The sequence below is a fragment of the Pseudomonas tumuqii genome (assembly GCF_013184545.1).
In the GTDB taxonomy this organism is placed as follows: Bacteria; Pseudomonadota; Gammaproteobacteria; order Pseudomonadales; family Pseudomonadaceae; genus Aquipseudomonas; species Aquipseudomonas tumuqii.
This window is the reverse complement of record NZ_JAAOJA010000013.1, coordinates 1-23,978: the sequence shown is the minus strand read 5'-3', so window position 1 is coordinate 23,978 and position 23,978 is coordinate 1. Positions and strand designations below refer to the sequence as shown.

20 protein-coding genes and 1 pseudogene are annotated in these 23,978 nt (G+C 54.3%); 16 read left to right on the top strand and 5 right to left on the bottom strand.

The features are described 5' to 3' along the window. The first annotated feature begins 71 nt into the window (after window positions 1-71). The 3 genes from G9C89_RS25295 (at window position 72) to G9C89_RS20430 (ending at window position 2,134) form a co-directional block, all read left to right on the top strand. Window positions 72-344, top strand: a complete 273-nt coding sequence (locus G9C89_RS25295; RefSeq protein ID WP_256674343.1) for a hypothetical protein — start codon at window positions 72-74, stop codon at window positions 342-344. Between the two features lie 119 nt (window positions 345-463). Continuing rightward, window positions 464-1,759 carry a PIN domain-containing protein gene (locus G9C89_RS20435; RefSeq protein ID WP_172151594.1) on the top strand — a complete coding sequence of 432 codons (1,296 nt, stop codon included), beginning with the start codon at window positions 464-466 and terminating at the stop codon, window positions 1,757-1,759. 171 nt (window positions 1,760-1,930) lie between these two features. Next, window positions 1,931-2,134: a carbon storage regulator gene (locus G9C89_RS20430; RefSeq protein ID WP_172151592.1), complete on the top strand. Its 204-nt coding sequence runs from the start codon at window positions 1,931-1,933 to the stop codon at window positions 2,132-2,134. Between the two features lie 88 nt (window positions 2,135-2,222). On the opposite strand, the gene G9C89_RS20425 is transcribed toward G9C89_RS20430, so the two are convergent. After that, window positions 2,223-3,410: a hypothetical protein gene (locus tag G9C89_RS20425; RefSeq protein ID WP_172151590.1), complete on the bottom strand. Its 1,188-nt coding sequence runs from the start codon at window positions 3,408-3,410 to the stop codon at window positions 2,223-2,225. A gap of 355 nt (window positions 3,411-3,765) precedes the next feature. Between G9C89_RS20425 and G9C89_RS20420 the strand changes: the two genes are divergently transcribed. Both G9C89_RS20420 and G9C89_RS20415 read left to right on the top strand, forming a co-directional pair. Further along, entirely contained in the window at window positions 3,766-6,300 is a 2,535-nt protein-coding gene (locus G9C89_RS20420; RefSeq protein ID WP_172151588.1) for a site-specific integrase, read from the top strand. Window positions 6,301-6,600: 300 nt separating this feature from the next. Further along, on the top strand, window positions 6,601-7,911 hold the full coding sequence (locus tag G9C89_RS20415; protein ID WP_172151586.1) for a site-specific integrase: 1,311 nt from the start codon (window positions 6,601-6,603) through the stop codon (window positions 7,909-7,911). A gap of 134 nt (window positions 7,912-8,045) precedes the next feature. On the opposite strand, the gene G9C89_RS20410 is transcribed toward G9C89_RS20415, so the two are convergent. Further along, window positions 8,046-8,360 carry a hypothetical protein gene (locus G9C89_RS20410; RefSeq protein ID WP_172151584.1) on the bottom strand — a complete coding sequence of 105 codons (315 nt, stop codon included), beginning with the start codon at window positions 8,358-8,360 and terminating at the stop codon, window positions 8,046-8,048. Window positions 8,361-8,542: 182 nt separating this feature from the next. Here G9C89_RS20410 and G9C89_RS20405 point away from each other — a divergent pair, with 182 nt between their 5' ends. Continuing rightward, window positions 8,543-10,171: a HamA C-terminal domain-containing protein gene (locus G9C89_RS20405; RefSeq protein ID WP_315852835.1), complete on the top strand. Its 1,629-nt coding sequence runs from the start codon at window positions 8,543-8,545 to the stop codon at window positions 10,169-10,171. Further along, window positions 10,168-12,348 carry a DEAD/DEAH box helicase gene (locus G9C89_RS20400; RefSeq protein WP_172151582.1) on the top strand — a complete coding sequence of 727 codons (2,181 nt, stop codon included), beginning with the start codon at window positions 10,168-10,170 and terminating at the stop codon, window positions 12,346-12,348. Before G9C89_RS20405 ends, G9C89_RS20400 begins: the two co-directional genes overlap by 4 nt. Window positions 12,349-12,553: 205 nt before the next feature. Here G9C89_RS20400 and G9C89_RS20395 read toward each other — a convergent pair whose 3' ends face one another. After that, window positions 12,554-14,896, bottom strand: coding sequence for a relaxase/mobilization nuclease domain-containing protein (locus tag G9C89_RS20395; protein WP_172151580.1), 2,343 nt, complete (start codon window positions 14,894-14,896; stop codon window positions 12,554-12,556). After that, a complete protein-coding gene (locus tag G9C89_RS20390; RefSeq protein ID WP_172151578.1) occupies window positions 14,886-15,191 on the bottom strand; it encodes a plasmid mobilization protein in 306 nt (101 codons plus the stop codon). Before G9C89_RS20390 ends, G9C89_RS20395 begins: the two co-directional genes overlap by 11 nt. Before the next feature lie 489 nt (window positions 15,192-15,680). Between G9C89_RS20390 and G9C89_RS20385 the strand changes: the two genes are divergently transcribed. Then, window positions 15,681-16,283 carry an antitoxin Xre/MbcA/ParS toxin-binding domain-containing protein gene (locus G9C89_RS20385; RefSeq protein WP_172151576.1) on the top strand — a complete coding sequence of 201 codons (603 nt, stop codon included), beginning with the start codon at window positions 15,681-15,683 and terminating at the stop codon, window positions 16,281-16,283. A gap of 111 nt (window positions 16,284-16,394) precedes the next feature. Here the strand turns inward: G9C89_RS20385 and G9C89_RS25290 are convergent, their stop codons facing one another. After that, window positions 16,395-16,589 (bottom strand): DUF7740 domain-containing protein, encoded by a 195-nt coding sequence (locus tag G9C89_RS25290; protein ID WP_256674342.1) that lies wholly within the window; start codon window positions 16,587-16,589, stop codon window positions 16,395-16,397. Between the two features lie 221 nt (window positions 16,590-16,810). Between G9C89_RS25290 and G9C89_RS25045 the strand changes: the two are divergent. From G9C89_RS25045 to G9C89_RS20345, 8 genes and pseudogenes are all read left to right on the top strand, one after another. Further along, window positions 16,811-17,044: pseudogene (locus G9C89_RS25045) on the top strand (hypothetical protein); the annotation flags it as partial. A 339-nt stretch (window positions 17,045-17,383) separates the two neighbouring features. After that, window positions 17,384-18,217 carry a phytanoyl-CoA dioxygenase family protein gene (locus G9C89_RS20375; RefSeq protein WP_172151574.1) on the top strand — a complete coding sequence of 278 codons (834 nt, stop codon included), beginning with the start codon at window positions 17,384-17,386 and terminating at the stop codon, window positions 18,215-18,217. A gap of 14 nt (window positions 18,218-18,231) precedes the next feature. Beyond that, window positions 18,232-18,648 (top strand): RidA family protein, encoded by a 417-nt coding sequence (locus G9C89_RS20370; protein ID WP_172151572.1) that lies wholly within the window; start codon window positions 18,232-18,234, stop codon window positions 18,646-18,648. Between the two features lie 58 nt (window positions 18,649-18,706). Continuing rightward, window positions 18,707-19,003, top strand: coding sequence for an EthD family reductase (locus G9C89_RS20365; RefSeq protein ID WP_172151570.1), 297 nt, complete (start codon window positions 18,707-18,709; stop codon window positions 19,001-19,003). Window positions 19,004-19,200: 197 nt separating this feature from the next. Beyond that, window positions 19,201-19,914 (top strand): TetR/AcrR family transcriptional regulator, encoded by a 714-nt coding sequence (locus G9C89_RS20360; RefSeq protein WP_172151568.1) that lies wholly within the window; start codon window positions 19,201-19,203, stop codon window positions 19,912-19,914. Window positions 19,915-20,188: 274 nt separating this feature from the next. Continuing rightward, entirely contained in the window at window positions 20,189-21,280 is a 1,092-nt protein-coding gene (locus tag G9C89_RS20355) for an extracellular solute-binding protein (protein WP_172151566.1), read from the top strand. A 364-nt stretch (window positions 21,281-21,644) separates the two neighbouring features. Next, window positions 21,645-23,126 carry a flavin monoamine oxidase family protein gene (locus tag G9C89_RS20350; protein ID WP_172151564.1) on the top strand — a complete coding sequence of 494 codons (1,482 nt, stop codon included), beginning with the start codon at window positions 21,645-21,647 and terminating at the stop codon, window positions 23,124-23,126. After that, window positions 23,126-23,803: a c-type cytochrome gene (locus tag G9C89_RS20345; protein ID WP_172151562.1), complete on the top strand. Its 678-nt coding sequence runs from the start codon at window positions 23,126-23,128 to the stop codon at window positions 23,801-23,803. Before G9C89_RS20350 ends, G9C89_RS20345 begins: the two co-directional genes overlap by 1 nt. Window positions 23,804-23,978 lie beyond the last annotated feature (175 nt).

Here is a 23,978-nt window from a genome sequence, read left to right as displayed (position 1 = left end):
TAATCTACATCTGTAATATACGTCAGATGTGGTTCTTTTTGTATATTACGAATGTAAATTACTAGACGATTATGGAATCAATAGACGACCGCGTTAGATCGCTTATCGATAAGACCGGGCTAGATGAGCTGGTGAAGAAGACGGAGATCGGGGGAACCCGGTGGAGGACCGTTCGATATGACAAGCGGACTCGGATCAGTACCCAAGAGGTCGAAGCGCTGACCCTGATCTATCCGCAATATGCCCTATGGCTCGCAAGCGGCCAGATTGCACCGGAGTGCGGCCAGACCAGCCCTGAATACGAAGAAGCCAACCGAAACTTGAGCCAACCCAACGCGGGATAGCGATCACCCAGATAGTAGCTAGGCGCTGGTATGCCCGAGCACATGGAGCCAAGTGCGGTTAGAAAAGACACCGAGTGAAACTCGGTTTCGAGAAAACGAGATCAAGTAAAGGACAATTTATGAAAGACAAATTTCCTGGGCATTTCTCTAAACCAGCGGATAACGCAGCGCTCTGGACCAATTGTATTTTTATTTTTGACACCAACATTCTACTGAATTTATATAGGTATTCCGACGAAACAAGATCCTTGTTTGTAAATACACTTGAAACATTAATAGACAAGATATGGATACCTCATCGAGTAGCTGCAGAGTATCTAGAAAACAGACTCGGCGTCATACACGAACAACAAGAGGAATATGAGAAAACAATTACAGAAATAAGCAAGCTTAAAAGTAAGCTAGAGAACTCTAGGCAGCACCCGTTTGTTTCAGAAAAAACAATGAAGAGTGTTGCGCTCAGCCTGGACAAGGTAAAAACCGAACTTACCGAAAACAAAGAAACCCATACCGCCAGAATAAGTGCCGATGAAATACAGGAATCCATTGCAAGAATATTTGACGGAAGAGTTGGCGACGAATCGACAAACTCCAAGCTAGAAGAAATAATAAAAGACGGCATTGAGCGATATAAGCAAAAAATACCTCCAGGCTATTCAGACATAAAAAAGCAAAGCGATGAAGACACCATAACCTCAAGATGCAGACCATATGGCGACTTGATAATTTGGAAAGACATACTTCAAAAGGCAAAAAAAGAGAGTGCCTCAGTTGTATTCATCACGGATGACGGGAAGGAAGACTGGTGGCTACGCTTCAAGGGTAAGACGATCGGCCCACGACCAGAGCTAATCAAGGAATTCAAAAATGAGGTAGGAACTGATTTCCACATGTATCTCCCTGAGCGGTTCTTATCGCTGGCGAGCAAAAGCGTTAAGGAAAAACCATCCAAAGAAATACTTGATGAAATCAGGGATATTAGACAAAAGGATAGGGATCTAGAGCAAGAACTGCAAATAAGAAACACCAAATTTGATACAGATAATTTTAATCGCTCAGCACATAATAAGTTCGTATCCAAAAGATACTTGCAACTACACTCAAACTCAAGGCGAGACAATGTTGAGGAAAAATGGGGGTATGCTAACATCGGCCATCTTGAGAGAGAGCTAACAAATGTAGACAACGTCTTAAATGACCTCACACTTAAAAAAGAGCACTTGCGGCATTTGGCAAATAGAATAAATTCCGATGCCATTTCGACCCCTAATAAAAAAGAAAACATCCAAGAAATTGCAATGGAATTAAACGAAGTAGAGCGCAAAATTACGATAGCTACGATGAAGCAGGAAGAGATTTTTAACACATTACAAGTAATATACAAAAACAGAATTGGCGACAATGATACAGAATAAAACAAACAACCCAACCTAAGACTGGTCATCATAAGAAGACAAAGCGTTAGGCGTGATCTTGAAAAGGGGACTGAAAAGGGGACAGATTTATTATCTAACAAGCTCCTAATCAGACAAGCGACAGACGTGCTCTAGTCTACTAGCCAGAAGCTGAAACCAAGGAGGGTCACAATGTCACTAATACTCAGCCGCCATTCTGGCGAAAGCATTTTCCTACACCTGGCCCCTGGCGCCGATGTCGAGAAGCTGTTGAAGCAGCTCGCCACTACCGGCATAGAAATCAGGCTAGGCGAGATCACGGGATCACGGGCCAAAATCCACATCGATGCACCCGGCGACATTTCCATAGCCCGGGAAGAGGTGCTGTGGGAATAGTATCGAAAAAATTTCGCAAACACTGCGACAAATAGCCGGGGTTAGGCACTGGTACGCCCGCAATGGAAGGCGAATTTGATAGAGGGGCTTAAGCTTTCTTAAGAGCAGGCCCAAGCTTGCTCTCAATAAATTGATTTGGCTTCCAACCTTTAAGTAGTTTATCCAAGAAGAGCCCATCAAACGCCCCTATTGCAAGGCCTGCAGTCGTAGCAACACCCGCTGTAGCGAATGAATCAAGAACGACCCCTAAGCCAGTAAAAATAGCGAAACGAGTTGTTTTCCCTGGCAGCCGGTCAACGATCGTTTCCTTAGTTACTTCCTTGTGGTATTCAGCCAATAAATCCGCATCAAACGGCCTGCCATGTAACCATTTTTTAAACTTACATGACGATTCAATAACAGGCAGCAACTCCAGAACCGAAACCTTCCCAGAGTTAACTGCTTCACGAACAGATTTAGCACCAGGAAATAAAGCCGACTGAAATCTGTTCAACTCCAATTGACTTCTCATGCGATGCTGCACAACAAAATTAATACGAGCCGAAATCAGCCTTGAATTCAACAACGACGTATGAAGCTCAGAAGAGCTTACTGAAGCAAAGTACAAATCGCACTCAACGTTAAATATATTACTCAAGATATACGCCGGATTAATTGCCGAGTGCTTGGGCGAGACAAATTGATGATACTGACGATTCACAGCCAGCCAATCCAAGTCACTTTCAACAACGAACCGATCACCAACCTTACGTGCAAAAAAACTAGCAGCAGAAAAGTCAACCCCCGGAACCAAGTTACCTAGCACTGATCTAGCTGCCACAGACATATACTGGTCATTTAAAAAAACGTCTCGAACTCCATCAGCAATCACTTGATCATGCTGATGAACATGAAAAACCTTCTCCAATCGGCTTGCTGCACGACGCCCGCGCCCGGATTTTCCATGAACCTCAATACAAGACGTTCTCAAAACATCAGGAAACTGATGATTTGAAGAAGTAAAAAATACTGGAGAATGTAAAGGCGGACCACTTCCGGGAGAGTCCGTCATTATTCCATTCCATGACTCAACATACGTAACTTTTAGATAACCACCACTAATTAATTCAAATAAAACCTCATCCCCGAACTTCACAAGCAATTCTAGCAGTGAAGATCGATCAACCATTACATGGGTAGAGCCGTAGAAAAGCAGTGCTTCGATGATTGCACCCACATCAACTGCAGTCTGGCCAGGGTGGGTTGAGTTACGCCGAAAAAGAATGGACTCAAACATGACTATACCCCCATGTAAAATATTAGAGCTTCTAGGGTTTGAATTGAGGAACCCGCAGAATTAGTAGCAATTTGCCATAGCAATTCACCTGTAGCTAGACTCAGTGCCTCAAAACTGTCACAGACACAGCAAGGCAAAGTCGACCAATGCGAGAGCGTGCAAATCATAACAGGCTGATTTACTTACAAAAGCAGACGATAGCGGTGCAATACGGAACCAGCGACACGGGTTCAAATCCCCCCGGCTCCACCAATTACGAGGTTAAGTCTTTGATTTTGAAGACTTAATTTGAAAGGGGTTCAAACCGAGTCTGGAAATTTCTCAGGAAATTCCACTGACGACGAGGTTGAACCCCATGCAACACCTAGCCCACTACCTATATCGCGACAAAAACAACCAGCTGACCTTTAGGCTGATCCTGCCCAGCCTGCTCCAGCAGCGCTTTCCTTACGCGTCTCGTGAAATTCGCTGGTCACTCGACGGCATTGCAGTTGATGAAGCCCGCGACCTCGCCCTCGATCTAGCTGAACGCATCCGCCGACTACGCTTTCGCCTGGGCGAAATCAAGACCACTGAAGGCCTCCAGCAAGAACTGGCGCGCATCCGCGACTCGATTGCCCCCCTAAGCAAAAAGCCCGAAGTCCAACTCGCGCCTGCACCTGCACCTGCACCTGCACCTGCACCTGCACCTGCACCTGCACCTGCACCTGCACCTGCACCTGCACCTAAAAGCTCGCAGATCGTCTGCCCCGTTCAAGACCTGAGTCTGGCTATTGGGCGCATGCGCTATGAGCAGTTGCGTCAGACGCCTACGTTCCTCCTGCGCGAACAGCACCAGTTCACCCTGCAAGTGCCCCTCCCTGACCTACTAGGCGCCGCCTATCCCCTGTTGCTGAAAACCCAAGTGTTCGAGCTGCACACGCTGAATCCGGAGGAAGCCCAGCAACGCGCCGTGTTCGTACTGCAAGGCCTGGCAGAATTGACCCAGTTGCTGGAGCAGCACCTACAGCGCAGCGAATGGCTCCCTCTGTACCAAGCCAGCTTTCATCTGGAGGCTCTGCGACGCTATCTGCTCCCCGAGCACGGTTTGCATTTCCGGCACAACCCGCGCTGGCTGGCTCTACGCCCACTCGATCTGCGTGAGCGGGACCATGAGTTTCTGCGCAAACTCGACAATCCTGCAGGGACCAGTAACGCCCCTCACAGCTTGCATCCGGCAACCGGAACACCCCACCTGTTCAGCGTGGACATGCCCGCGCTGCTGCGCAGTCAGTATCCTCAACTGCCTGACCGCCTGGCGTTCGAGTTGCATACGCATGATCTGCACGAATCCATCCTGAAATCTGGCTTCGTCTTGGAGCGTTTCGACTGGCTATGCGGGCTCATTCTTCAAGGCCAGCAGTTCGGTAGCGGTATACCAAGCCTTAACGAGTTGCGGATTCACGTCGAAGCCATAAGAGCGCGCCTACGCCCGGACGGAGACGTACCGCTTCCGCCAGGCCAAACGCCACCAACGACTCCCACGCCTGGCAGTGATGACGGCTGGACGCTGCCGACCACCAACCAGGATGCAAGTCCGGCTAATCCATTGGGTGCTTTGTTCTCCGGAGGTCAGCAGCCGCGTAGCGAGCAATCACCGGAAGCACGCATGACGATTCAGCAGCTTCTGGAGCGTTACAGACGCGACCAGGAGCTGACGGGGCAATGGTCACACCAAGGAACGCGGTTCCTGAATTGTGCTCGCCTCGAAGTCGTCTGTGAGTTGCTGGGGCCATTGCGCCCCCTTCACTCCGTAACGACCGAAGACTTTCGGAATTTGCGAACGGTTCTGATGATGTATCCACGCAACCGGCGGCAACTCAGTGAACTCAATAGCACCCCGATCCACGTCCTAATTGAGCAAGGCGGCTACGAGGCCATCCACGCTAAGACAGCGAAGAAGTATTTCGACCTGGCGAAGTCGATGTTTCGCTTTGCTTTTGAGAACGAGTGGATCGCCCGCGATATAGCTGGGCCAGTACGTTTAAAGGAAAAGGCCCGCAAGCGCAGTACCCGCGTGCGACGCGCCTATACGCAGAGCGAGCTCAAGCAGATGCTCAACGGCCCGGTGTACACCACCGAAAAAGTGCCGCGCTGGCGGATGGACAACTTCAAATTCTGGTTGCCATTACTCGGCCTGTTCACCGGCTCCAGGCTGAACGAGCTGTGCCAACTGACCCTCGAAGATATCTATCAAACACCGGAAGGTGCCTGGGTAATCAGTCATAACCTGAACCATCCCCACAAATTGCTGAAAAACAGCAGCAGTGTTCGCGATATTCCGCTGCATTCTGTGTTGTTGGAGAAGGGGTTTCTCGCGTTTGTTGCGCAACGCCGAGCGGTTGCGGCATCCAGCAAAGAGCTGCTATTTCCGGAGATGCGTGCTGATATCCGACGCGCCCACAGCCACATCGCTTCACGCTGGTTTTGCGGTGACCCGCAGCGAGCAGGTTACTTGCAGCAGTGCGGTTTTCCTCGGCTGAACGGCCTGAGTTTTCACTCATTGCGGCATACGTTTATCAACCAGCTGCGTCAGACCGGCGTGGATCAACCCCGTATCCAGGCTCTCACCGGGCACAGCAACGAATCCACGACAGCGGAGTACGGCAATGACTACAGCATTGAGCTGAAACAACAAACCATGGAAATGCTGCGCTTCAATATCGATCTCAGTCACATTGATTTTGAGCGTTTTCAGCAGCTGCAGAAGAAAGGGCATCGCCCAGGACGGCCGAGCCGCGCTGCAGAGCCAAGTCGCGCTCTTCGCACATCGATCGCGACTGAAGCGAACGATACCGGGACACTAATCGAGTGGCTCAAGCATCAACAGTCAGAGCTTCCGCTGACCTAGCGCTCCCTTTCGATAACTGTGTCGACGACCTCACAGGCAAATCGAAACTTCGAGTTCCCCGTGAGAAGAACAAGACCTAGTACGGCCTCAAACAAAAAAACAACAAACACTTGACTTCCCTACAACTTACAGGGACCGGGGTTTATAGGGAAGTCAATATATACAACTAAAAATAAAATTTAACAATATTCTTGACAGAACGAAAACCAGCAATATATTCGAGCACAAGTTTAGATTAACTAGGCCCGCCCATTAAACGCGTCTCCCAGGGGCTTGACTGCGGAGAACTTTGGAATATTAATGCAATGCACAAATACCCTAACACTTAACCTGCCGCAGTACTTCGGAGTTAACCCGACCCTTGTAGCAAAAGCGCTACAAAATTTGCTCAACTGTCCGACACAATTGAATACCGTACTCGGCAATTCAACTGTCTATCCTGATAATCCCACCACTCGTTCACTCACGCTTCAACAAGCAGCTGAAAGAATGGTCCGTGATTTTTCGGCCAAAGGCACCTGGTCCCACGGAACCGCATACAAAAACCAATCCCAGCTCACTCAGATCATTTCTTTTCTAGGAACGGATCGCCCCGTTGACTCGCTCAACATAGCTGACCTCACCGCACTCCAAGAGTCGCTTAACTACAAGAAGAAAAACACACAGACACTAGTCTCGCTGGACGAAATTCACCTTCAGCCAATAGAGCTGGATGAGCTTGTCTGTGGAGAAACAGCTCATCGTTATTTCAATCTATTTAAGCGATTCATTAACTATTGCGTGAAGTCTAAATTCATAGCGAGCTTGCCACTTCATGAAGTTACGCTACCACGCCAATCAGCCATGCAGTCTAGCTACAAGACACTCTCCCCACTCGAGCTCGAGGGCGTCTTCCACAGCCGCGTTTACACCACTGAGGGCACGGCAAAATTTAGATGGACACCGTTTAGTTACTGCTTCTGGCTCCCTCTGCTAGCCGTATTTACGGGTGCCCGCCCAGGAGAGCTTTGCCAGCTCTACGCCGGAGACATATATAGAAACGCCGACATTCCGGTCATGCGCATTACAAATGAAGGACCAGAGCAACGACTTAAGACACCGTTTAGTGGCCGAGAAATTCCGATTCACCCAAAACTGATTGAGATCGGGTTCCTTGATTTTGTAGCGATGCGGCTAAAAGAAGGCGGGCGATATCGTCCACTTTTCCCGGAACTGCCTTACGATAAAAAACATGGATTTGCACGCACTGCATCCCGCTGGTTCAGTGGTCAAGGTGCTAACGATCATGGCTATCTACCAGAGTGCGGCTTTTACAAAGGTGAAGGCGCTTGCCTGTATAGCTTTCGCCATACGTTCGTCGACATGCTGCGCAACAAGCTTGGCGTACAAGAAATGATGATCAAGAAATTGGTTGGTCACGGTACACGGCATGACACGACCATAAACTACGGCACAGGATTCTCGTTGGCACAACGGCAAGAAATAATTGAACAGGTAAATATCGATGTCGATATATCCCACATTGCTTGGGAAAACTATCAACGCCTGCAGCAGCGTAAGCCGCATTGTCATAAAGAAAAACGCAAAGCACTTACCTTGCGAACTCGCTAATCGGCTCGCCTCGTTCAGTACCTACTTGGACGAGGCGGCTTGCGCTAATCCTGCCACACTATTGATAGCATTTCCTCGCCACCCAGTCAGTGGATGATGTGGGTTTCCATAAGCACTTGATTGAGAAATACCTATTACTTCCCTCCCCCGTCAATCAACACCCACGGGCCTTTAATAGGCTCGTCATCATGGTTTCCCAAATAGCCTTTTTCTGGCTCTGCGCCTGGAGAGATGGAGATGAGCAAGGGGGCCAGAATGCGCCTGATTGTTTCCATTTTATCTTTGGGAATCAGCACCAACTCTGCATCCAGACTGAATTGCCCCAGATTTCCTAGAGATATTGAATCGTCAAAAGAAGGTGAGTTCAGGCAAGGTTCGATCAGTCCGTTTCTGGCCTGGAGTCGCCAGTAGCATCGGGCTGGAGTCGGCCAATAGTAGACTGTGGCCAACGTGTGCTTCCTGCTCGTTCGCAGCTGTCCCCAAGCGGCGATATGGGCATTCGGCGAATAATGACTTAGGTTGACCTACACTAGGGGCGTACAGACTGCCTTGTTGGTCAAGTAGGGCAAAATGCCAGTAATAGCCTAGACGTAGGAAGGCGATTGCCATAAATTCCAAGGCCAAAGCTGCCATGGACGTCGAGATGGAACCTAATGACTCTGGCGGAGTCGCTGCCAAGCACGGCTTCATCTTCCAGGATTGTGTTGCTGCCTATTACGTCACTCAGATGCTGCGTGACAAAAAAATTAAAAGTATCCGATGTGAAGTCACAGACGACATTGATGTTGTCTGTGACGACTTCGTCGAATTCGTGCAGGTGAAAACGACCACGAAGGTCCACTGGGCAAGAAACGATCTTTTAGTCCTCAGCAAAGGTGCCGACAAAAAGAAGATTCCAGGCAGTTCGATCATGCATAAATCCATGCAGAGCGAACCGTCACTTACCGTGCAGAGAAGATTCCGGATCGTCACAGAGCATCCGGTCAACGTCACTCTTGAGTACCTGCACATCAACCATGACGAGCGCGCCGGAAAACCTGGGCGCGAAGATCTGATCGACTACCTAAACGGTAGAACCAGCAACTATATTGCCCCCAGTGGAGTGAACGTAGCGACCTGGGTAGATGCTACTCACTGGGAAGTGTTCCGAACCATGCGCGAGATCGAACTGCTGGGCATCAGCAACATTCGAAGGGCGGCGTATGATCTTCACGGTGTGATATTGAGTACCGAGTCCTCGGCAGAAGATATTTGGCGAGGGATTCTGGATACCGTTACCCGAAAAGGGGCCATGTCCCGCAGAATCCACTCCGTCGACAGCAAATCCTACCTTCGCGCAGATTTGAATATGTGGTTCGAAGGTCTGGTCGAGGAGGATCAGAAGCGGGCAGGTCGTAAGGTCTACGTCAAACGCCAGCTACCTCACATTCTGGTTCCGTTTCGCAATCCACTGGCCACCTCGTGCACCAAGCGCAATGGCCGTGTCCTGCACCAGCAGTACAGCCTCACGCGCTACCGCTACAAACACATCGTCGACAACGTGTGCAAATGGCTGGATGAGGTCTTCCTTCGCCCCAGTGAACTCGCAGACATCCACAAGTTGTCGCTTGTCGAGCAAGGCCAGCGCTTGAAGAAAACTGTGTTCGCATCCTTGGCAGACGTTCGTTCATTCTTAGGGCGAGTGCTTCTTCATGCCACGATACGGCAGATGCATGCTAGCCAGCCCATTCCGTGCTTGCTTTACCTCGAAGGCCAGGACGAAGCAAAGATCCTTGAGAACGTCCATATCGTTCGTCGAGACCCGGAAGGGGATCAGCTATGGGTTGGCTTCAGTGAGCTCGTGACTGCTGCCAATATCACCACGCGCCTGCCTGAGATCCGCGAGGAACTCTACGAGGAGATCCTCGAGTGTTTCAGTAACGCACGGGGGAAAATTCTCGATATCAAGGATGACAGCTACCTGCTAAGTCATGACATCGACGTCATACTCGACGAAAGCAACCCATTCGATGCACACCTGGATCGATTCAGATTTGTGGTGTTCGTCGGATACGACTCTTCGCTGCTGACCGATCCTGAAACTCCTGGGCATGAAGATCATCTGGAGCGGGAAACCACGGCTCTGTTCGAAACATTTGCCGACGATCTGAAACACAATCCGACGTTCGCAGAGCTCATGATCGATGTGTTCATCTATCCCGCGCCAAGTCTGGAGATTTTGACCCAGTTAGTGGATGCGCAGGTCAGGAAGGCCGTATGAAAGACATTTACGAAGTAGCCAAGGGGAGCTTGGATGGTGATGGGTTCTCAGCGTTCCGATATCTGTCAGCGGTCAATTCCCTCTTGTCCAACCCAGTATCTTCCTCCCTTGGCAGAGACCTTACGATTAGGGCGCTTGATGCCCGTGAAAAGTTTATCGACCATGCCGTCATTTTGCGCAACATGGTCAGGAAGGCTGGGCTATTCCCTTACCTGAAGAAAGAGTTTTCTGATCTCTCCCAGGGGGATTGGATCGCTCTGGATGTGTACCGAACGCCGTTCTCTGAAGACTACGTCTTCCACTCAATGCAGTTTCGAATTTTTGACTTACTCAAGGCTGGCCGCAACGTCGTGCTTAGTGCTCCAACCAGCATGGGTAAGAGCGCTATCGTCGACTCGCTGTTGGGGCTCGGACACTTCAAACGTGTTGTTCTAGTGGTACCTACCGTTGCGTTAGCTGACGAGACGCGCAGGCGTCTTCAAGCACGCTTTGGTGAGGTCTACCAGATTATCCACCACAGCTCGCAAGAGTGCCGTAGTGAGCGGGTCGTGTATGTCCTGACCCAAGAGCGGGTCAACGAGCGAGACGACATCAAGGCCATCGATCTTTTTGTTATCGACGAGTTTTACAAGCTGGCTTTTCAGCAGCTCAAAAATGGCACCACGGACTTCAAGGACGAGCGGGTCATTGAGCTGAATATTGCCCTTAGCAAGCTGCTGAAGGTGTCCAAACAGTTCTATCTCACCGGACCCTTCGTAAACAGCATTCGGGGCTTGACGGAGCTAGGGCATGACCACACGTTCATCTCCGCTGATTTCAACACCGTGGCCGTCGATGTACAGACGTTCGGTGTAAATCCCGATGACGATGAGGGCAAGCTGGAAATGTTGGCGACTATCGCACCGCAGTGCAAAGGAGCCACAATCGTCTACTGCAAGTCATCTAGGATAGCTGGGAAGGTTGCCCGCGAACTCGTCCGGCTTGGGTACGGCCAACCATTCCAGAGTGAGCACATTGATTGGGTTGCCGAGGAATTTGACCCTGAATGGGATTACACCTATGCCCTCAGGAATGGTATTGGTCTGCATTTCGGCGGCCTCCCTCGTGCTCTCCAGCAGTACACCGCTGATCGGTTCAATGCCGGCGACCTGCGCTTTCTACTGTGCACTTCCACCATTATCGAGGGGGTGAACACGATTGCGAAAAATGTCGTCATCTACGACAACCGAAACGGAACACGCGCAATCGACAAGTTCACTCATGGCAATATCAAAGGCCGTGCAGGCCGGATGGGCATCCATTTCGTAGGCAAGGTGTTTTGCCTTGAAGATGTTCCGCAAGACAACCTGAATCAGGAAGTCGATGTGCCTCTGGGGCTTCAGGGTGTGGATACTCCTCTGAACCTGCTCGCAAGCGCGCAGCCCGATCACTTGACTGAATATTCCCAGGGAAGGTTCGAAGCCGCATTTTCCCAGGATCGGTTTTCTATCGATTTGGTCAAGAAGCACTCATACTTCCGGATGGAGCAGTTCGAGCAGTTGTACAGCATGGTCGAGATGCTCAGTGCGGACGAGTTCGAGTCGCTCGTGTTTCACTGGTCGCCAGCAACTGGCTTTCTGAAAACCTTGGCCAGTATCAGCAGCCAACTCGTGCCCAAAGCGTTTAACGCAAATGGGCTGCAGACAAAATACCCAGATACTATCCTGGCCAAGCTGACGAGCTATCAAAAAGCAGAGAGTTACTCGGCGTATCTGAAGAGCCAGATGGATTATACAAAGCAGCGGATTGAGGGCGGTGAGAAACTGAACCTTTCTACCGCGCTCAACAATGATCTGAAGCTGGTGAGCAATACCTTCGGTTACACCATCCCCAAGGTGCTGGGGCTGCTGGAAGACGTAGTTCGTTTGCATACCATCAAAAGGAGCGTGCGCGGTACGATTGACTACAGCCACGTCAGAATGACTTTTGAGAACCTCCATCTTCCAGCAGGGGTGAACGCGCTTGAGGAGATAGGTATCCCCATCCAGACGCTGCACCGAATGTCGTCGCTGCTGGACTTCCCAGAAGGGGCTGGGGTAGATGAGCTGACTGACTATCTTCGGCAGAACGAGCGGGCCTGGGAGTTTATGGGGGACGTCGACCAGAGCTTCGTCAGGCGAGCGCTGGGAACGGTGTGACGGCAGCCGCATTCCTCGCTTAAGCTACCGCTACAGTAACCGTCCGCTTTTGGCCGAAACTCGTCTTGGTACAGATCAGTGATCAAGCTCTGTGCTCCGAGCTACTCGGCGAGGTCCGACGCTAGACCGATGACCTAGACATGCACGTTATTCAATCTACGTAATCAGTACCTATATTGAGCAGTCGCTGGTCGACGCGCCTCTTTCAGTACTCACCAGGACGCGGCGGCTCAATCTGACCCTGCCGCTCTATTAATGGCCTTTCATCGCCACTCAATAAAATGTCCGTACTTAGTATTGGCGGAACACCCAAAACTCTAGATCGCCCCACGTCGCCCTTCAGAGTTTTCAACTGACTCGACAGTTGTGTCCCAATTGACTGGCTGTCTAAGCTGATACCGCAACACGATTGCAACTGCTCATCAACCCAGCAGTCGAATCCCGGTAGCGGACACGACACACTGCCAAAATGTGCCCGAACAGTAGCGTCGAGCCCTGACTGGATTTGTTCAGCCAAGTGCTGCATGACCTGATTGCTCTCAATGCCATAATTCACATGCACGAACATCTCCATCACCCCGCCGCGGGTGAAGCGAATTGCGGGCGTGATCTCCTGCTCCTGCAACCACTTAAGGTCACGCTCGGTCACTCCGACCAGGTGAAGCCAACTATCAGTCGATGTGAGCGACAATTCCACATTACAGCCTTGGCTATTCAGCACCTGCAGGTTTGGCCAGCTGGGCAGGATTTGATCGCGACGAGTTAACTCTCCCAACGGAGGCTGTCCAGGTATGCCGAAAGTAACCTTCCACCGGGTAAATCCACGACTCAGTCCCGACAACATGTCCATCAGCAGATGCCAGTTTTCATTTTCTCGCACCGAATGCACACTATGACGCAGTGATGCTGCATCCCCCAAGCGAGAGGCACGCTTCAAGTACGGGGTGGGTATTAATTCCGAACCCTGTCCTCCAGCTACGACCTTGATAGCGCCGCTATGGACCTGAGCTCCGCCATCACTGCGAGCATCTCGCTCCTCTCCTCCTTCATCTGCTGAATTTCGTTGCCCATCAGCAAACGCATTTCTTGGAGCAACACTTGGTTTTCCAACGCCAATGAGGTCATTGCTTGAAGGAGGGGATACATCGCCTGCGCCAATTCCTCGCTCGTTGACACTTTTGCTTGGCGCATCGCGTCTAGCTTCACTGACAGCGCCAATGCCAGCGTCTCCGTCCGACTCTCCAGCGCCTGCTGAGCAATCTGCTCGGCCTGCTTTAATTTGCTCATTTTTCCACCACTCCAGTCCCTGTTGTTCTTTTTCTGTTGGCTGATATCCGGCCACCGCGATCTCACGTAGCGACAGCTCGAACCACATTCTTTTTCGGAAATCATTAGAGCCCGTTACAGCCATGTTTTTTATCCCGCGCTGCTTAGCGCGCTCCGCAATCGCTTCGTGAACAAGCTGATGGCCCGAGCAGGCGAGATAAACCTTCGGCCGCTCTACAAAAGCAATACGCCTCGGCTTGTTGCGCCAAACCCAGTTAGTGCGCTGCTCATCGACTGGTTTAGCAATAAACTTCGCCAGCACAGGTTTTCCGGTCGCAGGGGTTGTTATTGGCAGAGCCTCTTCACCAGAATCAGCGTGTAATTCACCACCCACAGATTCTCGAGCCTGCGCGAAAGGCTTCACCAGGTGAAGGTGCTGCGAAGCCGCAAAGTTGAGTTGCTTCGCGAGCGCTGGCCACGAATACCCTTTTCCCAGATCGCTGCCTTTCATTGGCAAACCCTGCTCATATTGAAATGAGATACCGGACACGCGCCCCGTGGTCGCAATACTGGGAATGGGAGTAACCCCAGCATCAAGCAATCGATGCCAGAAGGTAGGGAACGATGGCTTACCAGAAAGCGCGGCAGCGACCAACTCTTGCAACAGCATGCGCTCGGAGGGCGTCCCCGTCCGGATAGTCATATTCAGCTCATTGCCGGTTGGCGACTTCTTCAATACCGGCTCACCTCCAGGCCGACCAATAGTTACCTGGTACAAACCGTACTTCACTTCAAGTCGAGCCGCCGCGGACTCCCATAGACGGAAGTCGTGGCGGGGATTCCAGATCCGGCCACCTCGTTCGACGACAGAAAACGTGATGTGTACGTGCAGGTGCGCTTTATCACCGTGCGCGACATAAAGAACCTGTCGCTCACCTGGTGCGACTTCGGACATGGCTTCTTTGGCCAAGGCGATGGCTTGCTCTGCTGTGAGCTGATCAGCTGCATGCTCGGCATTACCCGGGAAAAAGCTCATCACCGAATGAACGAAATAGTCCTCCGGCGGCTTTTTTCCACGGCGCTCTTGAGTAGTGAAACTCCAAAGCGCTGCGGCCCACTGCTTCGCATAGCTCGCAGGGCTATCACCCGGCAACATCGGCAAAGCATTCAGGGATTCGTGCTGCAGCACTCGCTCACTGGAATTGCCTTTTCGGGAAAGGAGATACCTAACCAAGTTGCGCAAATGCCGCTTTGAGCGATGCTTTCGAACTTTAAAAATCATCTGTCACAGCTCGTAGCGCACGCAATTCAGCTGCGATTTCACGCAACGCAGTGTCATCCACCCACATTCCAGTGTTCGCCCAGTACGTAAGCTGATTGAGATTGTTACCGATACGGGACAACTGACTGATCGACTCAGCATCCCACGTCGATCGGGGCGGGATAATTTCGCGATCCAGCGCAGCTCGAATGAGCCAATCAGCAACACTGAGCTGAAGATCATTCGCTTTAGCGAAGATGAATTTCTTATCGTCGGGGGTTATTCGGAGGCATAGCCTCGCTGTTTTTCTATCCATGATGAGCACCTTTTTATTATTTTTATGTCAATGCTATTGACGCTTTAAACACGCCTTTCTTTTTCAAACGCAGTGCCGAAAAAGCGAGTCGCGTTGGGAGGAACGGAGTGACGTACAACGCCTTTGCTCGCAAATTCGCCCTTCGATAGAAAGTATCCCACAGGAAAATCCGACAAAAACGTCGCCGAGGAAACTCGGTCGTTATGGATGGAAAGTCGGTATTACCAGTGGTTTTTGCCGACGAACGGTCAATTACTCATAACGAGAGTCCCGCCCAATTCGGCCTTTTCTTTCCAAATTTGGATCACTAGATTCCGTTTGTGGCCTCGCGTTTCCGATTTCGGATCAGCGAAGCCGAACTGCGCTCGCCTAGCCGAAATGGGCTCTTGCGTACCGCAATCGGAAAGTAGATTCCTGTTTGGGCGGCGGCTCTCCGACACTAGAAGTCGAGACCGCTACCCCGTTAGAGACACTTGGGACTGAAAAATCATGGATCAAATCTTTGAGAATCACTTCTGCACTCACTACCCCGAAATTTTTCCATCCAGTGGAAATGAGACCGCACCCTATTTTGGCCTCGAGTGCAGAAACGGCTGGTTCGAGTTGCTCGATGCAACTTGCACGCTCATTCAGAAGCACCAGCAGGACCAACACTGCGCTCCGTTAGTAGCAGCGCAGGTCAAAGAAAAATTCGGTACGCTCCGTTTTTACTACAGAGGTGGTGATGACTACATCGGCCGCCTGATTGACCTGGCAGAATACCTATCGGAATCCATCTGCGATGTATGTGGAAAGCCTGGGCGGACGCTAGAGCGAAATAAATGGTTGCGTACACGGTGCCCTTCCCATGCAGTAGAGCCTGGCCATCCAACGGCAACAGTATCTGCCCCCACAGAATCGCCATCACAATTCGCTGACGTTATTGCGGCAGCACTGCATCTATTTGATCTTGATGCAGCCGCAGCTGCTCGATGGCTTACAAACGCCAACAGCGCGCTATCTCAATCGCCACTCGCCGAAGCTATTTCGGCAGGCAACTACCAGCAAGTCGTCACGTTGATTGGGCAAATTGAGCATGGCGTAGGTCGATAGCCTCACCCTTACCCCAACAGCTCAAGGTCATGGGTTCATCTGCGAAGAATAGGACGGGGGAGGTATAGGAAGAGCACAGCAAAGTGGAAACATTGGCCGTGTCACACCGGGCTATAGCTCTAACCCCTGAGCCAAGAAATCCACCAGAGCTAGCGGGCTTTTGCTCTCAACAACCAGATGAAGCAGGTCGCGCTTACTGCGTGGCAGAAGTTTCGCACAGCGCTTTGCCGTTGCCCTAACAGCTGCGTCGGTTCTGTGTATCCGAGCGGCAAGGAGCAGTGCGATGGTAGCGTCGGTAAGAGTCATGTGCGGGCCCAGATGATGGCATAGCAGTTTACAGGCACATTGCAAAACTGGCAGCGCCAAGCTCACGGGGATATGCCTGCATTTGAGCCATCGAACAAATAGAACCGTTCTCAACGAAACAGTTGTCGTGGACGAGGACTTCAAAAATCAGCCGTCGTCGGGTTCGCGTTCACTGGTGAAAAATGAGGCTATGTCCGAATGGCACTTACTTAAGCTTTGTAGGATGCCCCTATGCCAAGGGTGCCAGCGGCAATGTCGCCAGCGAAGACGTGCTCTATCTACTCGATGGCCTGGGCATCGAAACCGGTATCGATATGCACAAGTTGGTTACCGCCGGCCAGCGCATCAGCGCCGTACTGGGCCGGGAAACCGGCTCGCGCGTTGCGCGAGCGCTGAGCAGCGCTGCAGGCCAACAAGCTATACCGACCGATCACGGTACGCTCCCGACCAAATAACTCAGCCATCTGCTCCTGCCTCAACCAGACCGCCCCCTTGGAGGCGCACTGACGTCGCCCCATCGTTGTGACGGCTGATGGACGCATGCCAGGGCTTGCTCGGTTCTTCATCGGCCCCCTGAGAGCAATCGCCGGGCTGGCAGGACTGCCCCTCTGGTCTTACGGTCAAGAGTCCAGCCGAGTGGATAGACCGCCCTGCCCCCTGCGAGGTAAGAGCAAGGAGCACTCACTTACACCTCAGGGCACCACTCCAAAAATTAACATAACAACTGTTGCGCAAATTAAAACCCACTGCTAGGCTCCGAGTCACATCGGTGAATAGTCCCGGGAGAAAGCACCATGCACGACTCTCTGCGCAAAGCGTTCCAAGAAGATGGAGCAGTCCTGATCAAAGGTCTTCTGAATGAAGAGCAACTGGGCCGATGTCGAGCGGCCTACGACTGGTCGGTGGAGAACCATGGCCCTCATGCCACCCGCATGTTCGATGGGACGATGCAGCAATCGCACGTCGACAACGCCAATCCGCTTGCGAAGGAACGCCTGGAGGAGCTGGTTGCCTCCCTGCCCTTCGGCCAGCTGTTCGCCGAGCTATGGGGCTCGAAACAAGTCTGGTACTTCGCCGAGGAAGTGTTTCTCAAGGCCGGCGGTCACGGGGCTCGCACACTCTGGCACCAAGACACCTCCTACCTGCCCTGGGCCGGCCAGCACTGGGGTAACGCCTGGATCAGCTTCGAATCCGTGCCCAAGCAAAACGCGCTGGAGATCATTCGTGGCTCGCACCGCGGCCCTCGCTTTGACGGGACCACCTTTCGCGATCCGAACGACCCGACCCAGCCCCTGCATGGCGGCGGTGCCCTGCCCCGACTGCCCGATATCGAGGCCGAGCGCAAGCTGAGCCCCGACGCCTACGACATCCTGTCCTGGGCCACCGAACCCGGCGATGTGGTAGTGCTCCATCCCGGCTCGCTGCATGGCGGTGCCCCTGTCGACCAGAGCTTCCCGGATCGCCACACCTTTGTATTCCGCTTCTTCGGCGATGACGCCACCTTCCATCCGCTGCCGGAGCACAGCGACTCGGGCTATCCGAGGGAAGGCGTTCTGTTTACCGAGGCGCTATCGAACCTGAAACCGGGCGTTCCCTTCCGCCACCCCACCTTCCGCCAACTCGTGTGACTGGAGATCCGACGATGAATGCCCAAACCCCGAAGCGACAGCTGATCAATCCGCCCCACACCCAGGTGTTCTACGACAATTTCCACTTTTCCCAGGCGACACGCGTAGGGGACATGATCTGGGTGTCCGGTCAGGTCGGAATCGACGCCAGCATGACCCCGGGCAAAGATATCGAGGAGCAGGCGCACCTCGCGTTCCAGGCCCTGAAAACCATCCTCGAAGCGGCTGGCGCGAGCCTGGCCGACGTCGTCGAGCTGATGACCTTCCATACCGAACTTCAAGCCGACATGCAGGCCTTCGCACGGGTCAAGGACCAGTATTTTCCCGACCGCTACCCATCCTGGACCGCAGTGGGTACCACAGAATTGGCCCTGCCTGGCTTGCGCGTAGAAATTCGTGCAGTCGCGGTCGCAGGTTGCGGCGCAGCCTGATACACCTTAAGCCACAGCGCCTCATGCGCCCCGATACATCACCAGCAAGGAACCACCCATGGCCACCCTGATCGTGAGCTACCCCCTGGCCGAAGGCTCGACCTTCGACCGGGAATACTATCTGTCCACCCACATCCCGCTTGCCCAGGCCGCCTGGGGTGAGTTCGGGCTGCAATCAGCCGAAATCCTCTTTCCAGCTGCGGGTCTGCAGCCCCTCGCTGGCCTGGTCATTCTGCGTTTCAAGGATCAGGCCAGTATCGATGCAGCGCTCAACTCACCTGCGACCGCCAAGGTCATCGGCGACGTGGCGAACTTCACCAACATCGCTCCGCAGATCTTCCGCGCCAGCGACTGACCAATCGCGCGGCTGCCGCAGAAGCGTTGCGACGCCCAGGCCCGCCCCGATCAGGGCGGGCTCGATGCCTCGCCAGCCGAGACGTCATCCACCGCGAAGCGGCGAGGATGCTTTCCTCAGACAATTTCCCTATGCTGGCGACGGTGGCAGCGCCTGCCTGCCACGTATCAACGACTCAACTCGGCCCCTATCTGCCTATGTCCGACTCACAACTCCACGCCTCCCCGACCAGTAACCGTAAAGCGCGAAAGAGCGAGGCGGAACCCGCGGCGCGCCGTGGACGTCCGGTGGGGGATCACAATGCGAAGCGGGCCGAGCTGCTCTCTGCCGCCATCACGGTGATCGCGCACGAGGGATATGCCGGTGCCTCGATGCGCAAGGTGGCACAACAGGCCGGCTGCACCACAGGTGCCGTGACCTACTACTTTGCCAACAAAGAGGAAATGGTCACTGCCGTAGCCCAAAGCCTGTTCGATGAGATAGACACCCTGCTGGAGATCAACCAGGAGCGGATCGACATCAAAGCAATCGTTGGCCAGTGGCTTGACTCCATGGGCGGCGATGAGCCGCACGGCTGGCTCGCCTGGCTGCAATTGCTGGCCCACGCACGCCATGAGCCCGCCTTCGCCAGCGTCATCAAGCAGCGCTATGCACGCTTCCGCCAGGTGTTCACCTCGGTGCTGGAAAAAGGACAAAGCCAGGGCCTGATTCGAACCGATATCGCCGCAGACCTGCTCGCCGACCAGGTCAGCGCCATCAGCGATGGCTGGATGATGATGATGCCGATCGAGCCTGAGCGATTCAGCGCCGAACGCGGTCAGGCCCTGCTCAACGCCCTTATCACCATGATCGCGCCACCCAAACCTGCACCCGCACGAAAGCCATCCGCCACGAAGGCCTCGGCCAAGTAACACACAACCGGCGCTACCCACCCAAGAGACCAGGGAGAGCCCCGGTCTCTTGCTGTGAACCCTGCACAGCCCCCCCCTAAAAACCACAACGCCCCCGCCCCATGAGCCGACGACTCGTGAAGATCGCGCACGAACCCCGATCGGATCTACGGCAGATTCAGGCCCGTCCCACCGCGCTGAAGCAATGGACAGATAACGCTTTGCATGATTGGGAGGAGTGCTGTATTTTGCATAACAGATGAAATAATAAATAAAGCATCTGTCGGAGGCCGAGGTGGGAGCAGAAAGCAAAACGCAGTCGCCGTCCCTGAACATCAAGACACTGCTGGCTCTTGCGCTGGCAGTCATTTCGGCCCAGGCGGTCGCTCAGGAAGTCGTGCGGGTGCATAACTGGGCCGACTACATCGACCCGGCCGTCGTGCAGGACTTCGAGCGCGAGACCGGTATTCAGGTCGACTACTCCACCTATACGACCGCTGCCCAGCTGGAGGCCGATCTGGACTCGGGCGAACGCTTCGACGTGATTGTCCCCTCCGATCTTCAGCTCGATCGCTTGATCAAAGAAAACCGACTTGCCCCGCTCGATTTCCGCGAGCTGCCGAATCGCAAAGAGGTCAGTCGCGAACTGCTGCTCAGACTCAATTCCAGAATCAATGCGGACCTATACGCCATCCCGTACATGTGGGGCACGGTCGGCCTGGTCGTCCATGAGCGAGAGGCATCACATGCACTGCAGGCCCCTGTACCCAATAGCTGGAGCGTGTTGTTCGACCCGTCCAATGTCGACAAGCTGAGGTCCTGCGGTGTGATGCTGCAGAACGAGCCGGAACACAGCCTGTTCCTGTATTTGACCTACAAAGGCAAGAGCCTGAAAACCAGCAGTGCTCGCAGCATCAACAAGGCCGTTCAAGAGATCCGCAGCCTGAAGCTGGCGGACAGCCCCCAGCCATTCACCGCCTTCGTCTCGCAGCTTTCCAACGGCAAGGTATGTGCCGCAATGGCCTGGAACGGGCTCGCTTCGTTGGCCAATGAGAGCGGCGAGCTGCGCTTTACCATTCCGCAAGAGGGCAGCCTGCAGTTCATCGACAGCCTGGCCATTCCCGGCAATGCCGGCAACGTACCGGCGGCGTACCGCTTCATCGATTACCTGTTGAGGCCGGAAAACGCAGTGCGTAATGCCAGGGCAAGCCACTTCCTGCCCAGCCTGGACCTGGTTCGGGAGAGCAATCGACGCCTGCTGCCGGAGCTGGCCGTGCCAACCCAGAATGAGCGGCGACGCCTGTACCTTGGGCAGCCGCTGTCCAATGACGAGCGGCGAACCATCGAAGCGGCGTGGGCCGAGCCGGACGCCGACAGCCAAGACTGAGCCGCGGGCCGAGACTGGCGGTGATCCTGGCATCGCGTCCAGGGCTGTAGCTGCCAGCGCCGCCTATGCAGTTTCCCCAGGCCGAGCAAGCCCGGCGGAGGCCGCTTCCTCAGGTTCGGGGTGAGCGCTGCCATCGGCTCAGAAGCATGCCGGCACCTTCACCCTACTGCCGCCCATCGCGCCGCCTGGAGCCTAACCCCGTCTGCGCTAACTGCCCGCATCGACGCGCAGCAACCTGAGTACTCGAGCCCTGCCCTTGCCCCTCACGAACGCCGCTCGTTTTCTCTTGGCGGCGGTTCGATTTCGATGTATTTTCGTAACGAACGTTTTGTTAATTACAAAAACCAGCATGACAGAGGCGAAGATGATTTCAGACAACGATGAATTGTCGCCCCCCGAGCGCCAGCGGCGCTTGCTGCTGCAAGCCATCGGTGGCGCGACCTTGATCGGTGGCCTGGCGCTCAGCGGGCGGGCTATCGGGCAGACGGCGACACGCCCCGACGCTGATGTGCTGGACGTCGCGATCATCGGTGCCGGCCTGGCCGGCCTGACCGCGGCGCGGGACCTGCAACGCGCCGGCTGCGAGGATTTCGTCGTGCTGGAGGCGCGGGATCGAGTCGGTGGGCGCACCTATAATCACGACCTGGGCAAGGGTGTCGTATCGGAAGCCGGCGGCCAGTGGATCGGCCCCGGGCAGACTGCCATCTTCGACCTGGCACGCGAACTCGGGGTCGACACCTTCCCGACCTATTACCAAGGCAAGAACGTCTACCTGGCAGGCACAGCCAAATACGCAGAGGACGTGACTCAAGCCGCCCACAGCCCACTCATCGAGAAGCTGAATAAACTCTCCCGTGGCGTACCCAGCAAGGCACCATGGACTGCAACGGATGCCGCGACGCTCGACAAGCTCTCAGTCGGCCAGTGGCTGGCGCAACAGGGCATTAGCAACGAAGAAAAACTCAGCTTCGATACGTCCATAGGGCTGACCACCGGCACCCCACCCTCGAATCTGGGGCTGCTGCACTACTTGTCGCTGATCAACTCCTCCGACTGCGACATGGTGAAGCTCGAGGGCTTCAAGGGCGGGGCCCAGGAGACCCGTTTTATCGGCGGTGCCCAGGCACTCAGTCTCAAGATGGCTGAGGCCTTGGGCGACAAGGTCAAGCTGGCGTGTCCCGTGCGCAAGATCGTCGGCTGGGACCGGGATGTCGTCGAACTGCATACCGATCAGGGCATCATCCACGCCCGCCAGGTCATCGCCGCCCTGCACCCGGCCCTGTGCAACCAGATCAGCTTCGAGCCGCCGCTACCCGAAGGTCGTACGCAGTTGCAACGACTCTGGCCGTCCCACGCCCCCATGCGCAAGACGGTGCACGTCTATGAGCGTCCGTTCTGGCGCGACCATGGCCTGAACGGCCAGGTCACCCAAGCCAGCGGTCCGTTGATCCTGTCCTACGACAACTCACCTCCGGATGGCAGCGTCGGCGTCCTCAGCGCCTTCGTCCGAGCCAGTCAACTGCCCCAGGATGCCAAGCGCGCAGAGACCATCCTCACAAAGATCTATGCCCAAGCGCTAGGCGACGAGGCACTTCATCCCAGCCAGTTTCACGACCATGACTGGGGCAAGGTCGATCCCTGGACGCTGACCTGCGTCGCATCCATACCGCCCGGCTTCCTGACCCAATGGGGTCAGCACCTGAAACCTTCGGTTGGCCGGCTGATCTGGTCTGGCACCGAAACAGCCGAAATCTGGGCCAGCTCAATGGACGGCGCGGTTCGCTCCGGCCACAGGGCGGCACTGGAAGCCCTCCAGGCGTTGCTGCAACGTCGGAGGAGCGCCTGATGAAACGAGCATGGGTAATAGGTGCGGTCGTGACGACGGCCACCCTGGCGGTATCAAGCGCGATATATGGCCCGGAGATAGTGGCGGGATACCGCTTCATGGAAGCCCTCGACCAGCATTATGCGGACTACCAGGCCGATGGCGGTGCCTGGCCGCAACTGCAGGACAGCTGCGCCCTCTGCCATGGCGAAAGAGGCCAGTCCAACAACGCTCAGTATGCATCCCTGGCCGGCCTGCCCGCTGCGTACATCGAGGCCCAGCTGCACGCCTTCGCCGATGGTCGCCGACAAAGTCCGCAGATGAGTCCGCTCGCCGCGAGCCTGACCGACCAGCAGATCCAGTCCCTGGCGGCCTACTTCGCCCGCCAGACGGCGCAAAGGACCGAGGTGCCCGCCCGCGACGCCGCCCTCACGCAAAGCGGGCAAGCCACAGTCGCCGCCAAGGGCTGTACCACCTGCCATGGCGAAGGCTTGGCCGGCGGCCCCCTCGGCCCACGCCTCGCCGGCCAGGGCGAAGGCTATCTGATAGATCAGCTCAACGCCTTCAAGCATGGCCAGCGCAGGGACCCGACCCAGGCCATGAACGCCATAGCCAGCACGCTATCGGCGGAGGAAATCAGGGCCACGGCACACTTCCTGGCCGGCCAAGCGCCAGCTTCCCCACAGGCCAACCAGTAGCCTGCTGTCATGAGGTGGGCATGGACGCCCACTCTGCATCCCCGCTTTGCAGCTAAGGAAACTCTGAAGAAGACTTCCTGATTTTGGCAAAATACCCGGATTCCACCCGCTGAGTTTTCCGATGAAGCAGATGACCTTCGCCGACGCCGAGTACGCAGGCAAGCGCAAGCAGACC